The 12819-nt window shown below is 63.1% G+C and carries 14 protein-coding genes and 2 tRNA genes; 7 read left to right on the top strand and 9 right to left on the bottom strand.

Annotated features, from left to right (window positions below; translation table 11 throughout):
- Positions 1-44 precede the first annotated feature (44 nt).
- A complete protein-coding gene (locus PZ895_RS08195) occupies positions 45-1421 on the bottom strand; it encodes an aspartate aminotransferase family protein (protein WP_275838531.1) in 1377 nt (458 codons plus the stop codon).
- Positions 1422-1748: 327 nt separating this feature from the next.
- Between PZ895_RS08195 and PZ895_RS08190 the strand changes: the two genes are divergently transcribed.
- Both PZ895_RS08190 and PZ895_RS08185 read left to right on the top strand, forming a co-directional pair.
- Positions 1749-3323, top strand: a complete 1575-nt coding sequence (locus tag PZ895_RS08190; protein ID WP_275838530.1) for a trimethylamine methyltransferase family protein — start codon at positions 1749-1751, stop codon at positions 3321-3323.
- 49 nt (positions 3324-3372) lie between these two features.
- On the top strand, positions 3373-5949 hold the full coding sequence (locus PZ895_RS08185; RefSeq protein WP_275838529.1) for an FAD-dependent oxidoreductase: 2577 nt from the start codon (positions 3373-3375) through the stop codon (positions 5947-5949).
- Here PZ895_RS08185 and PZ895_RS08180 read toward each other — a convergent pair whose 3' ends face one another.
- Entirely contained in the window at positions 5950-6681 is a 732-nt protein-coding gene (locus PZ895_RS08180) for a PhnD/SsuA/transferrin family substrate-binding protein (protein ID WP_275838528.1), read from the bottom strand.
- A 38-nt stretch (positions 6682-6719) separates the two neighbouring features.
- A complete protein-coding gene (locus PZ895_RS08175; protein WP_275838910.1) occupies positions 6720-7670 on the bottom strand; it encodes a fatty acid desaturase in 951 nt (316 codons plus the stop codon).
- A gap of 248 nt (positions 7671-7918) precedes the next feature.
- Between PZ895_RS08175 and PZ895_RS08170 the strand changes: the two genes are divergently transcribed.
- The 3 genes from PZ895_RS08170 (at position 7919) to PZ895_RS08160 (ending at position 10161) form a co-directional block, all read left to right on the top strand.
- Positions 7919-8764, top strand: coding sequence for a helix-turn-helix transcriptional regulator (locus PZ895_RS08170; protein ID WP_275838527.1), 846 nt, complete (start codon positions 7919-7921; stop codon positions 8762-8764).
- Between the two features lie 53 nt (positions 8765-8817).
- A complete protein-coding gene (gene bmt / locus PZ895_RS08165) occupies positions 8818-9828 on the top strand; it encodes a betaine--homocysteine S-methyltransferase (RefSeq protein WP_275838526.1) in 1011 nt (336 codons plus the stop codon).
- A gap of 171 nt (positions 9829-9999) precedes the next feature.
- Positions 10000-10161 carry a hypothetical protein gene (locus PZ895_RS08160; protein WP_275838525.1) on the top strand — a complete coding sequence of 54 codons (162 nt, stop codon included), beginning with the start codon at positions 10000-10002 and terminating at the stop codon, positions 10159-10161.
- A gap of 105 nt (positions 10162-10266) precedes the next feature.
- On the opposite strand, the gene PZ895_RS08155 is transcribed toward PZ895_RS08160, so the two are convergent.
- The gene (locus PZ895_RS08155) at positions 10267-10392 is read right to left on the bottom strand and encodes a hypothetical protein (protein ID WP_275838935.1); all 126 of its coding nucleotides are present in this window, start codon (positions 10390-10392) and stop codon (positions 10267-10269) included.
- Positions 10393-10662: 270 nt separating this feature from the next.
- A tRNA-Asp gene (locus tag PZ895_RS08150) sits at positions 10663-10739 on the bottom strand.
- Between the two features lie 195 nt (positions 10740-10934).
- Here PZ895_RS08150 and PZ895_RS08145 point away from each other — a divergent pair.
- A tRNA-Val gene (locus PZ895_RS08145) sits at positions 10935-11010 on the top strand.
- 64 nt (positions 11011-11074) lie between these two features.
- Here the strand turns inward: PZ895_RS08145 and PZ895_RS08140 are convergent.
- Positions 11075-11377, bottom strand: coding sequence for a hypothetical protein (locus PZ895_RS08140; RefSeq protein ID WP_275838524.1), 303 nt, complete (start codon positions 11375-11377; stop codon positions 11075-11077).
- Between the two features lie 74 nt (positions 11378-11451).
- Between PZ895_RS08140 and PZ895_RS08135 the strand changes: the two genes are divergently transcribed.
- Complete coding sequence (locus PZ895_RS08135; RefSeq protein WP_275838523.1) at positions 11452-11643, top strand: hypothetical protein; 192 nt, start codon at positions 11452-11454, stop codon at positions 11641-11643.
- 60 nt (positions 11644-11703) lie between these two features.
- On the opposite strand, the gene PZ895_RS08130 is transcribed toward PZ895_RS08135, so the two are convergent.
- Genes PZ895_RS08130 through PZ895_RS08120 form a run of 3 tightly spaced genes read right to left on the bottom strand, consistent with a single transcriptional unit; the run spans position 11704 to position 12819 of the window.
- Positions 11704-12009: a hypothetical protein gene (locus PZ895_RS08130; protein WP_275838522.1), complete on the bottom strand. Its 306-nt coding sequence runs from the start codon at positions 12007-12009 to the stop codon at positions 11704-11706.
- Positions 11993-12454 (bottom strand): hypothetical protein, encoded by a 462-nt coding sequence (locus PZ895_RS08125; RefSeq protein WP_275838521.1) that lies wholly within the window; start codon positions 12452-12454, stop codon positions 11993-11995. The genes PZ895_RS08130 and PZ895_RS08125 overlap by 17 nt, the downstream gene beginning before the upstream one ends.
- Positions 12454-12819 (bottom strand): hypothetical protein, encoded by a 366-nt coding sequence (locus tag PZ895_RS08120; RefSeq protein ID WP_275838520.1) that lies wholly within the window; start codon positions 12817-12819, stop codon positions 12454-12456. The genes PZ895_RS08125 and PZ895_RS08120 overlap by 1 nt, the downstream gene beginning before the upstream one ends.

The raw sequence follows: 12819 nt of genomic DNA, 5'->3' as shown, positions 1-12819 counted from the left end.
GAAGTGGCGCCCCTCCATGGACCGCGAAAGGGCGCTGGGGGGCGCTACTTGCGCAGGTCGCGTTCCGCCAGGTCGAGCGCCTTGCCGATGCGATCGCAGGCCATGTCGATCGTGTCCTTCGTCCAGATCAATGGTGGCGAAAGGATCATCGTGTCACCGACCGCGCGCATCATCATGCCGCCCGCGATGGCATGGTCGCGGACCGTGGCGGCGGCAAAGCCGCCATTTTCGAACCGCGCCCTGCTATCCTTGTCCTTGACGATCTCGATCGCCGCCATCAGGCCGATGCTGCGCACCTCGCCGACGATGCCGTGGCCGGCAAGACATTCATCAAGCGCCTTGGCGAGATACGGTCCCGTTTCGTCGCGGACGCGATCGATCAGCCCTTCCTTTTCGATGATGTCGAGATTGACAAGCGCTACGGCGCAGGCGACCGGATGGCCCGAATAGGTGTAGCCGTGATAGAACTCGCCGCCCTTTTCGACCAGCGTCGAGGAGATCCGGTCGCCGACGAGGAGCGCCGACAGCGGCTGGTAGCCGGAGGTCAGCGCCTTGGCGGTGGTGATCGTGTCGGCCTCGATGCCGAGCGACTGCGCGGCGAACCATTCGCCGGTGCGGCCATAGCCGGTGATGACCTCGTCGAGCATCAGGAGCACGTCGTGCTTGCGGCAGATGCGCTGGATTTCGGGCCAGTAGCTGTCGGGCGCGATCTTGACGCCCCCTGCCCCCATGACCGGCTCGCCGATGAAAGCAGCAACGTTTTCCGCGCCGGCCTCGAGGATCGCATCCTCGACGGCCTTTGCGGCACGCAGGCCGAAATCGTGGTCGCTCTCGCCGGGCTTTGCCAGTTCGAACGCATAGGGCGGCATGACGTGGACGATGTTCGGCACCGCGCCGTTCAACTGGCCGTGCATTGCCGCCATGCCCCCGAGGGACGTGCCGGTGATGGTCGAGCCGTGATAGGCCCAGTTTCGCGAGATGATACGGTTCTTCTGCGGTTTGCCTTCGAGCGCCCAGTAGTGGCGCACGAGGCGCAGGGCTGTGTCGTTGGCCTCCGAGCCCGACGAGCCGTAGAAGACCTGGTTCATGTTGGACGGCGCGATTTCGGCCAGCCTCTTCGCCAGCAGGACCGGCGTGGGCGTCGTGCATTTGAAGAAGGAATTGTAATAGGGCAGTTCCTTCATCTGCGCATAGGCGGCCTTGGCGAGTTCGTTGCGGCCATAGCCGATATTCACGCACCAGAGACCGGCCATTCCGTCGAGGATTTCCTTGCCTTCGCTGTCATAGACGAACGGGCCTTCTGCGCGCGTGATCATGCGCGAACCGGTGCCGCGCAGATCCTTGTGGTCGGTGAAGGGGTGGAGATGATGGGCTGCATCGATCTCCTGAAGCTGCTTCAGGGAATAGTTCTGGTAGGTCATGGGATGTCTCTCCGTTGAACGAGGGGTTCAGGCGGAGAGCGGCGGCGAATATCCGATCCGGGCACACAGGCGCAAAAGCTCGGCGTGCCGCGTGCGCAGCGACGGCGTCGAGGCATGGGCATGTCTTTTGACAGGACGGCGCATGGATCGCTTGTAGCGTCGCCCAGGCTGCGGTTCAAGCGCGCGGCCGATGCGACGATGTCGTTGCATCGATAGCACCGTCCCGCATGTGTCGATTCCCTCGTTCTGCGGGTCGCCGGTTCGTTGTTGGAAGGATCGCAGGCAGTTCAGTATGCGGCGAGATTCCCGAATCCCGCAGAGGCCGCGATGACCGATCTGACCATGCCCACCGAGGCGCTTTCGACAGAACGCGGCCGGCGCGGCGGACGGGCGGGCAAGCGTGCGGGCGGATCGGCCGCCTTCGAGCAGCCGCCCTATCGCCGGCATACGATCCCTTTCCAGCCGACCGAACTTCTCTCGGCAGACGAACTGGAATCCATCCACCTCGCCTCGCTGCGGGTGCTGAAGGAAATCGGCGTCGACGTTCTGCATGACGAGGCGCGGCGGATCATGAAGGACGCGGGCGCCGACGTGCGCGAGGGGTCGGAGCGCGTCCGCTTCGACGCCGACATGATCCTCGAATTCGTCTCGCATTGCCCGTCTGAGTTCACGCTGCACGCGCGCAACCCCGCGCATGACGTTCATTTCGGCGGACGCAACCTCTTCTTCGCGCAGGTCGCCTCGGCGCCGAACTGCTCCGACCTCGACCGCGGACGCCGGCCGGGCAACCAGCAGGATTTCCGCAATTTCCTGAAGTTGGCGCAGGTTCACAACATCATCCACGCGACCGGCGGCTATCCGGTCGAGCCGACCGACATCCACCCGTCGATCCGGCATCTGGAATGCGTGCGCGACCTGGCGCTGATCACCGACAAGCCGTTCCACATCTATTCGCTCGGATGTGAGCGCAATGTCGACGGCATCGAGATCGCACGTCTGGCGCGCGGAATCTCGGAAGAACAGCTTCTCGCCGAGCCGTCCGTCTACACGATCATCAACACCAATTCGCCGCTGAAGCTCGACATTCCGATGATGGAAGGCATCATCCAGATGGCGAGCCGCGGGCAGATCGTGATCGTCACGCCGTTCACGCTGTCGGGCGCGATGGCGCCGGTGACGATCGCGGGGGCGCTTGTCCAGCAGAACGCCGAGGCGCTGTCGGCCATCGCATTCGCGCAAATGGTGCGAAAAGGTGCGCCGGTCGGCTATGGCGGGTTCACGTCCAATGTCGACATGAAGTCCGGCGCGCCGGCCTTCGGCACGCCGGAATACATGAAGGCGCAGCTTATCGGCGGGCAACTCGCCCGGCGATACGGCATCCCTTACCGAACGTCGAACGTCTGCGCGGCCAACGCCGTCGATGCGCAGGCGGCCTATGAGAGCGTCTTTTCGCTTTGGGGCGCGGTGCAGGCTGGGGCGAATTTCATACTGCACTCCGCGGGATGGCTCGAAGGCGGGCTGCGCTGCTCCTACGAGAAGATGATCCTCGACATCGACCTGTTGCAGATGGTGGCCGAGTTTTTGACCCCGCTCGATCTTTCGGAGGATGCGCTGGCCTTTGAGGCGATCCGCGATGTGGGACCGGGGGGGCATTTCTTCGGAACCCAGCACACGCAGGATCGCTACAAGAATGCGTTCTATTCGCCGATCCTGTCGGACTGGCGCAATTTCGAGAGCTGGCAACTGGCGGGCAGCCCGACGGCGGTCGAAAAGGCAAATCACGTGTGGAAGGAGCGGCTTGCGGCGTGGGAAAAGCCGGCGATCGACCCGGCGGTCGAAGAGGCCGTCAACGATTTCGTCGAGCGGCGGATCGCCGAGGGCGGCGCCCCGACGGATTTCTAGTATCATAGTCCGAACATGACATTCTGATTCCGAAGACAGGCATATCCACATGAAATCCCATGCAAAAGCGGTTGTGATCGGCGGGGGCGTCGTCGGGTGCTCGGTGCTCTATCATCTGGCGAAGGCCGGGTGGGCGGATGTGATGCTGATCGAGCGGTCGGAACTGACGTCCGGCTCGTCCTGGCACGCGGCGGGCGGGTTTCATACGCTGAACGGCGATCCGAACGTCGCCAGGCTGCAAGCCTATACGGTCCAGCTCTACAAGGAACTGGAAGAGATTTCCGGCCAGTCCTGCTCGCTGCACCTGACCGGCGGCGTGATGCTGGCGGATACGCCCGAACGCATGGATTTCCTGCGTCTCGCCCATGCCAAGGGCCGCTATCTCGGCATGGACACCGAGCTCATCACACCGTCAGAAGCCAAGGCGATGTTCCCGCTGATGGACGAGGCGAACTTTGTCGGCGCGATGTGGGATCCGGTGGAAGGCCACCTCGATCCATCCGGCACGACACACGCCTATGCCAAGGCGGCGAAGACGCTCGGCGCGGAGATCGTGCTGCGCAATCCGGTGATCGAACTGACGCAGGAGGCCGACGGGACGTGGAACGTCGTGACAAAGAACGGCACCGTGAAGGCCGAGCATGTCGTCAATTGCGGCGGGCTTTGGGCGCGCGAGGTCGGGCGGATGGTCGGCGTCGAGTTGCCGCTGCTGGCGATGGAGCACATGTATCTGCTCACCGAGCCGATGCCGGAGGTCGAGGAATTCAACGCGCGCACCGGCCGGGAAATGGTCGGGGTGCTCGACTTCAAGGGCGAGATCTACACGCGGCAGGAACGCAACGGCGTGCTTCTTGGAACATATGAGAAGGCGTGCAAGCCGTGGTCGCCGGTCAACACGCCCTGGGATTTCGGTCACGAACTCTTGCAGCCGGATCTCGACCGCATCGCGCCGTCGCTGGAGGTAGGTTTCAAACATTTCCCCGGTATCGAAAAGGCCGGCATCAAGCAGATCATCAACGGGCCGTTCACCTTCGCGCCGGACGGCAATCCGCTCGTCGGGCCGGTTCAGGGGCTGACGAATTTCTGGTGTGCCTGCGCGGTGATGGCGGGGTTCAGCCAGGGGGGCGGCGTGGGGCTGGCGCTGTCCAACTGGATGGTGAACGGCGATCCCGGCTTCGACGTCTGGGGCATGGACGTCGCGCGCTTCGGCGAATGGGCGAGCCTGCGCTACACCAGCGCCAAGGTGCGCGAGAACTATTCGCGACGCTTCTCGATCCGCTTCCCGAACGAGGAACTGCCGGCAGCGCGGCCGGCGCAGACGACGCCGCTCTACGATGTCATGCTGCGCGACAACAATGCCGTCATGGGCGACTCGTGGGGGCTGGAAACGCCGCTCTGGTTCGCGCCGAAGGGAGCGGAGCCGAAGGATGTCGTTTCGTTCCATCGGTCCAACGATTTCGAGCATATCAGGGCGGAGGTTCGCGCAACGCGTGAACGCGTAGGCGTGACGGAGATCGCCAATTTCGCCAAATACGAAGTTGCTGGGACCGGAGCGGAGGACTTCCTCAACCGGCTGATGACCAACAGGATGCCGAAGGTCGGCCGCATCGTGCTGACGCCGATGCTGAACGAGTTCGGCAAGCTGATCGGCGACTTCACCATCGCCAAGGCCGACGACGACCGCTTCATGGTCTGGGGTTCGTCGGCGGCGCAGAAATACCACATGCGCTGGTTCGAAAAGCATCTGCCGAAGGACCGCTCGGTGCGGATCATCCGCTTCGACCAGACGCTGGTAGGACTTTCCATCGCCGGGCCGCGCTCGCGCGACTTGTTGGCAAAGCTGGTCGATGTCGACGTGTCGAACGGCGCGTTCAGGTTCATGGATTTCCGCGAGATGGCGGTGGCCGGCGCGCCGTGCATGGTCAACCGCATCTCCTATACAGGCGATCTCGGCTATGAAATCTGGATGGAGCCGGCCTATCAGCGGCTCGTCTACGAAGCGATCAAGCGCGAGGGTGAGGCGTTCGGCATCGTCGATTTCGGGATGCGGGCGCTGCTTTCGATGCGGCTCGAAAAGAACTTCCCGACCTGGTTCCGCGAGCTGCGACCGATCTACGGGCCGTTCGAGGGCGCGATGGACCGCTTTATCAAGTTGGAGAAGAACGACTTCATCGGCCGCGAGGCCGCGGCGAAGGAGCAGGCCGAGGGGCCCAAGCTGCGGCGCGTGTCGTTCACGGTCGATGCGCTCGATGCCGACGTGATGGGCGACGAGCCGATCTGGGCGAAGGCGAACGGGCAGGATTTCGGCACGGTCGGCGAGCCTCACGGCTATGGCGCGCCCCGCTTCGGCGCGGACGGCAAGGACGTGCGCGGATCGCAGGCCGCGACCGATGCCTCGGCGGTGCGCGGCATTCACGACGGCGAATGGTCGGTGGTCGGCTGGGTGACGTCGGGCGGCTATGCGCATTACGTCGAAAAATCGATGGCGCAGGGCTATGTGCCGGCGGCGCTTTCGGAAGACGCGAGCGAGGGCCTGTTCGAGATCGAAATTCTCGGCCGGCGCCGACCGGCGCGGATCGCCGTCGAGCCGCCTTTCGACCCGGCGGGCGAGAAGATGCGGGGGTGATCAGCCGACGATCAGGCCGGCATCCATCAGTGCAGAGCGCATCGCGGACACGGTTTCGGGCGGCGTCTGGCGGCTGGTGATGTAGGGAAGGCCCTTGCGCGGGCTCGTCCAGCCGCTGGGAACGAGTTCGGCTGCGGCCGGTTCGTGGCATTGCGCCAGCGCCCAGGAGCGGCAGTCGATGGCGCAGATATCCGCGCGGTTGGCGGCAACGGCGCGGATCGAGGCGCGGTGACCGCCGGTGGGGATTTGCTCGCGGAAGAGGTCGAGGGAGCCGAGATCGGCCTTTAGGGCGAGATAGCCGGACATGGAGTCGGGGACGTTGTAGGCAAAGCGCCTGTTACGGATCGCTTCCTGACGGGAAGTGATTGAAGGTAGGCGCTCCAGGACAGAGGGAGAGGTGACGGAGCGCGACGTTTCATCATCGCTCCGCATCAGAACCACGCTGCGATAAAACTCCCCCTCTCCGCCTTCCACATCCGAATAGTCCGGCTGGCCAATGACATGGACGCACTCCGCAAGGCCATCGCCCATCGGCCCCCAGCAGGTTTGCGCGAAGAGGATGTCGGGCCGGCGCCAGAAGTCGTAGAGGTCGCCGGTCTCGCGCGTCAGAGCATCGGGAGCATCAATGCCCGATTCCCGCAACACATGGCGAATCCGCGTCCATTGCGCATCCGTCGCGGCGCGGACTTCCGGCCAGTCATACATGGGAAGGGCGGCAATCTGATGGGTCATGGCGACTTATCGGATGCCGCGAAGGCGGGATGCAAGCCCTATTCGGTCGACGGCTCGGCCAGGACGGGCGCGGAGCCGAGGCCGTGGACGGAGCGGGCACGGATGCGCGGGCGGAATGCCCTGCCCTGTTCCGGCTGGCGGCGCAGCGCGGGGTGGACGACCGGTTCCTTCGGCTTCACCGCAAAAGCGCGGAAGAGTGCCAGATAGTTCGGGAAGACATAGCCGTCATTCATCCGCACCCATTCCTCGCGTCGGGCGCGGAAAAGACGCGGCAGTTCGTACCAGGGCACGGTTGGCTGCTTGTGGTGGACGAGGTGGAGATTGTTGTTGAGAAAGAGCAATGACAGCGGCGACCGCTCGACGATGATCGTGCGGCCATCGGGTCGCTCCGACCACTGATGCTCCGCGAAGGTCCGGATCGCGATCAGCGACTGGCCGAAATAGACCGGCACGAGATAGAGCCAGAGCGGCATCTGAAACACGAAGACGAGGAGCGGCGGCAGCACCGCAAGGCCGACAAGGTGGTTGCGCCAGGCCCGTCGCACGCCAGGATCGCCGGCGCGCAGGAGTTGCAGGTCGGATGCCACGAATGCGGCGTTCGACAGAGCCGGGCCGAGCAGGAACCGGCCGACCATCGTGTTGTTGAAGGTGAGCAGTGTGCGCAGCCAGCCCGGCAGCGCCTCATATTTCCAGAAGGCCTGATAGTAGCTCTCCGGGTCGTCGAAAGGGTCGGTCAGCCGCTCATCGGCATGATGGCACAAATGAAGCTTCTTGAAACGACGGTAGGGATAGACAAGGCCGATCGGCAGGCCGACCAGGATTTCGTTGACGAAGCCGTTGCGGGTCGGGTGGCCGTGGGCGGCCTCGTGCATGAGCGAGGACTGGAGCGCGATGGCGACGGTAAGGCCGACGATCGCGAGGAAAGGCGAGAAGGTCCAGCCAATGGTCCCCGATGCCAACCAGATGCCATAGCACCCTGCGACCAGCATGACTGTCGGCCATTCGATCGCCAAGAAAAAGGGCCGCACACGCGCGCTCGGCGCGGCCCGAAGTCCGTCTCGTTGCATCCTTATTTCCCGCCCCACTTCATCCAACCAGCCGAATCCCCCGATCCTGCTGACAGAATGCTGACATCAAATGAGGCCCGCACCAATGTGACTTTGCGCATATTACGTTGATAGTGAAAATCGAGCGCGGCAAATGTTTTTTTTAGTAAACAAATGCGATATGCTGTCGCATGGACAAACGTGACCTCTCCCAACTTTTCCGCGAACGGCTGAAGCTGATGCTGGCTCGCAGCGGACAGAACCAGTCGGCCTTCGCCGCCAGCGTCGGAATCGATCGTTCGGCCCTGTCGCAGCTTCTTTCGGGCCAGTCGACGCGACTTCCCCGCGCCGAAACCCTGCTCAACATGGCAGCCACTTACAATGTCTCGCTCGACTGGCTGCTCGGCATCAGCCAAGATGAGGGTCTCGCTTCCGAAATCCGCGGGAGCCTCGAAATCGAGGAAGGCACCGGCAGTTTCGACCGCACGCTGCTCGCCTCATGGCACGCGGAAGCCGCCGGCACCAAGATCCGCTATGTGCCGGCGGGTATTCCCGATCTTCTGCGCACCGACGCGGTGATCGACTACGAGGCGGAGATGACGCGCAAGAACCGCGACAGCCAGATCGACGAGAAGGACTACCGGATCGACTACAACCGGCGACCGGAGACCGATATGGAGGTCTGTATGCCGCGGCACATGCTGGAAATCTTTGCCAGGGGGAACGGCGTGTGGAGCGGACTGGCCGATGCGGCGCGTCGCGAGCAACTGGTCCATATGGCGCGGCTGGTCGACGATCTTTATCCAAGCTTCCGGCTCTACCTTTACGACGGACGCCAGCGCTATTCGATCCCCTACACCATCTTCGGGCAAATTCGCGCAGCGATCTATGTCGGCGAGATGTATCTGGTGCTGAACGCCGTGACGCCGGTGCGCACGCTGACGCGGCATTTCGACAATCTCATCCGTGCCGCCGAGATCAACGCCCATGAGGCGGCCGGCTATTGCCGGCAACTCGCCGAGAGCCCCATCGATTGACCGGATATAAGGATTTCTTTATATCATATCCAAACAGCAAATCGAGACCTTCCATGGAAAATCCGATCGACGTCCTGATCGCCCAAAAGGGCGTGCTCCTCGCAGACGGGGCCACTGGCACCAATCTCTTCGCGATGGGGCTGGAGGCCGGCGAGGCGCCGGAGCTGTGGAACGAGACCGCACCGGAGAAGATCGAAGCCCTGCATCAGGGTTTCGTCGATGCGGGCGCGGACATCATCCTCACCAATTCCTTCGGCGGCACGCGACACCGGCTGAAACTGCACCATGCGCAGGACCGCGTCCACGAGATCAACCGCAAGGCGGCGGAGATCGCGCGTGGCGTCGCCGACAAGGCCGGACGGCGCGTCATCGTGGCGGGCTCCGTGGGGCCGACCGGCGAACTCCTCGTCCCGCTCGGCGCCATGACCTATGACGAGGCGGTCGCCGCCTTCGTCGAGCAGATCGAGGGGCTGAAGGCCGGCGGCGCGGAAGTCGCCTGGATCGAAACCATGTCCGCGCCCGACGAGATCAAGGCGGCCGCGGAGGCCGCGATCAAGGTCGGCTTGCCCTATACCTATACCGGATCGTTCGACACGGCCGGGCGCACCATGATGGGGCTCGCGCCGGACGCGATCCACAGTGTCGGCGACGAGCTTTCCGAACATCCCGTCGCGGTGGGGGCGAATTGCGGCGTCGGCGCGGCCGATATTCTCGCCTCGCTCCTCGACATGAGCGCGGCGCGGCCCGAGGCGACCATTATCGTCAAGGGCAATTGCGGCATTCCCGAATTTCGAGGCTCGGAGATCCATTATTCGGGCACGCCCGAACTGATGGCCGACTATGCGCGCCTGGCGGTGGATGGCGGAGCGCGGATCGTCGGCGGCTGCTGCGGCACGTCGTTCGGCCATCTGGCAGCGATGCGCGCGGCCATCGATGGCCATACCAAGGGCGAGCGCCCCAGCGTCGAGACGATCGAGGCGCGGATCGGCCCGATGCGCAACAAGCTGGCCTCGCAAAGCGGCGGCGAGGGAAACCGCCGCGAGCGGCGACGGCCGCGCGGATGACCCCTTGCAGGATGGGGAATCGATTCCCATCTATGGTGCTACGAGAGATCGTCTCCGGCCGGTGACCACGGATGTACTGGCACCGCCGTCGAGACTTTGAAGGTCGGGCGACAAGCCCGGCCTTTTTCGTTTCAGCCTTGCATGGCGTGCGAGCACGCGGGACAGTCGACCATGATCAACGACCCCGGCAAACGACTGGCGGCTGGACTGTGGAAGGTGCTCGCCGGAATTGCGCTTGTCCTGCTGCTTCTGACCCAACAGGCGCAACAGCCCGACCCGGATGGAACCGAAGAGGTCCATCGGGGTATGGAGAATGTCGAAGAGCAGCCATAAAGTTGAAAATGTGAGGTGGCGATCGAACCGCAAACCTCCGGCGCGGCACGCCAATTACCTGAGCCGGATCTAACATTCCTGACGGCACATTCGCCCGCAATGCGGCTACCGGAAGAACACATACTTCACCAAGGCTGCGACGATCAGCACGACCAGCAACAATGCCAGCAAGCCGCCAAGTCCCATTCCCCAACCCATGCCGTCCATCATCATTTCTTCGCTTTTCATCATGGCGTCATCCTTTCGATTTGGGACGCTGCGCCTTCCATTGGCAGGAAGGTCAATGCTCCAAACGCAAGAATGTGACCCCGCCGGTTTGATGAAACGGCATTGACAAACCAATATCCCGGTCAGGTCCGGTGAAGTTTCGAAGGGCCGAAGCTTGACAGTTGACGGGTTGCGATCTGGTGGACTCGGAACAGAGCGAATCGACAAGTCAAAACTCGGCTCGAAAACGAGTTGAACTTCTTGGCAGCGATTTGCTGAGAGCCTTGGAAGATATGGCGCGAGTGACGGGGCTCGAACCCGCGACCTCCGGCGTGACAGGCCGGCACTCTAACCGACTGAGCTACACCCGCGCTTGGCGCTTGCGGCACGTTCGTGCGGCCCGCGTTGGTGGCTGAATTAAGCGGTTCGACCGGAGGTGTCAAGCGCCCGAAGCGCGGCGAATGGTTATTTCCCGAGCCATCCGATGCTACGCAGCGGAAGCCCGTCATCCAGCCAATTCGGTCTTGCGCGCACAGAGCTAAGCGCCTAAATCTCCAGCCTCGTGAGGGCGATTAGCTCAGTTGGTAGAGCGCTTCGTTTACACCGAAGATGTCGGCGGTTCGAGCCCGTCATCGCCCACCATGTTTTCCAAGGCTTTCAGCACGATTTACGAAGTGTTCCGCAGGTTTGATGGACCGAGGCTTCGTCACATCGTCCCGCGCACGATGTATGGCACCCGATCATCCTGCCCTGTCTCCCGCAGGTGTTTCACCCACGGCTTGAGATCGGGATTGACGCTGATCCCGCCGCGCGTCCTGTTGCATCTCGTGCAATGGGCGACCTCGACCAGGTCGTGCATCGTCGCCGCGTCGGATTGAGGCAGATCGCGCGGGTCGATGTCCTTGATGCTGTTGCAGATCGAGCATCTGAAGCTGAGCGATATTCCGAGCGCACGAACCTCACCGAGGGTGACGGGTGGCAGGTCGGGCTTGTATCGTCGGCTGGACATTAGGAAAAGATGCCGCGATTCGATCAGCGCCGATAGGCGATCCGTCTCGCGCGAACATGCCGAAAGGGAACCTGATGAACGATGCACTGGCCGATCCTCGCCGCATTCAGATAGCCCGGCACATCATGGACGCGCGCAAACTGGCGATCGAACTGGATGCGCAGGTTCTCGATTATCTTCTCGAAAGCGCACTGAAGGAAACGCTGGGCCATGATGCGGCGACGCGGACGGCTGTGCTACAGCGGCCTGATGATCGCGAAGCCTGAACGCAAAAAGAGGCCCTGCCGCTCCGAAGAGACGACAGGGCCAGTTGGGGAGGAATACGTTCAGCGCGGCGCGCGCGGCTTCTGGATATGCCCGCGCTGCTCGGACCGGTCCATGCGCTCCAGAAGATCGTCCAGCCGATGGTTGATGCCTTCCGTGTTCTTGTCCGTGAGCGCGTCCGCGATGCGCTTCACCTCGGCGATCAGGCGTTCAACCTGTTCGCGCTCGGCATAGCCAAGCCCAAAGGCCGTGACGAGCTTTGAATTATCGGGCGATGCCGACTTCGTTCGGATGTAGTTTGCGATCGCCAGGACGATGATGATGGTCGCCGTGACGAGCGCCCCAAGCCAGTCATTCGGAAGTTCCATCAGCCGCCGCCTGTTTCTCGTAGTGATGATCGGTGACGGCGGCGTCACCCATGGCCCGAATGACGTTGATCGCATCGAAGAGGAAGAACGCGGGATAGACCGCAAGCCCGGTCGAGAGGGTGCCCGACTGGAGCATCCCGACCGTGATCTGATACCAGAACAGGCATGTCAGGAACGCCAGCCCCGCCCGCAGATGTGGAGAGCGCCGCCACGCTCCGTTGACGATCAGGACGGCCAGCCGCGCCACCCCGACATAGAGGCAGGCCATGGCCCACATGCTTTGCGACATGATCTCGCCGAAATTGGCATAGGTCGCGGTCGTCCTGAACATGTCGGGGTTGATGATGAGCATGGCCGCCCAGCCTATCAGGACACTCGTCAGGAGCCATTCCGTCTGCCGGCCGGGGAAGGTCTTGCGGAACGACGCCGCGATGTGCGTGAACATCAACCTACGGGCTCCGCATCTGCCGCTGGCCGGTCTGATGGGCGCGCCAGACGGGCGGCCGTGATCTTCGGCAGCACCAGGTCAAGGATGCGCTTGTCGTCTAGACCGAACGTCTTGACCGCATCAGGGACAGACGCTCGCACATAGTCGATTGCAGCGCCGGCCGAGGGCTTCACGCCTCCTTTGGCGAGCGCGATCAGCGCAGCGTTCGTGAGGGCCGATTGCAGAGCCTCACGATGGGTTGCCTCGATGTCGAGCCCGAGCTTCTGGAACCATCGGAACAGGGCCGTGATGAGCGCCGGCACGAGGATTGCGAGCAGCGCCGTCAGAACGGGCGCGAGGATTTCGAATACGGTTTGCCACAT

Origin of the sequence: Mesorhizobium sp. YIM 152430 (assembly GCF_029210365.1) — a bacterium.
Taxonomy (GTDB): domain Bacteria; phylum Pseudomonadota; class Alphaproteobacteria; order Rhizobiales; family Rhizobiaceae; genus Aliihoeflea.
The sequence above is the reverse complement of the archived record's forward strand: the minus strand, read 5'-3'. Positions and strand labels throughout refer to the sequence as shown.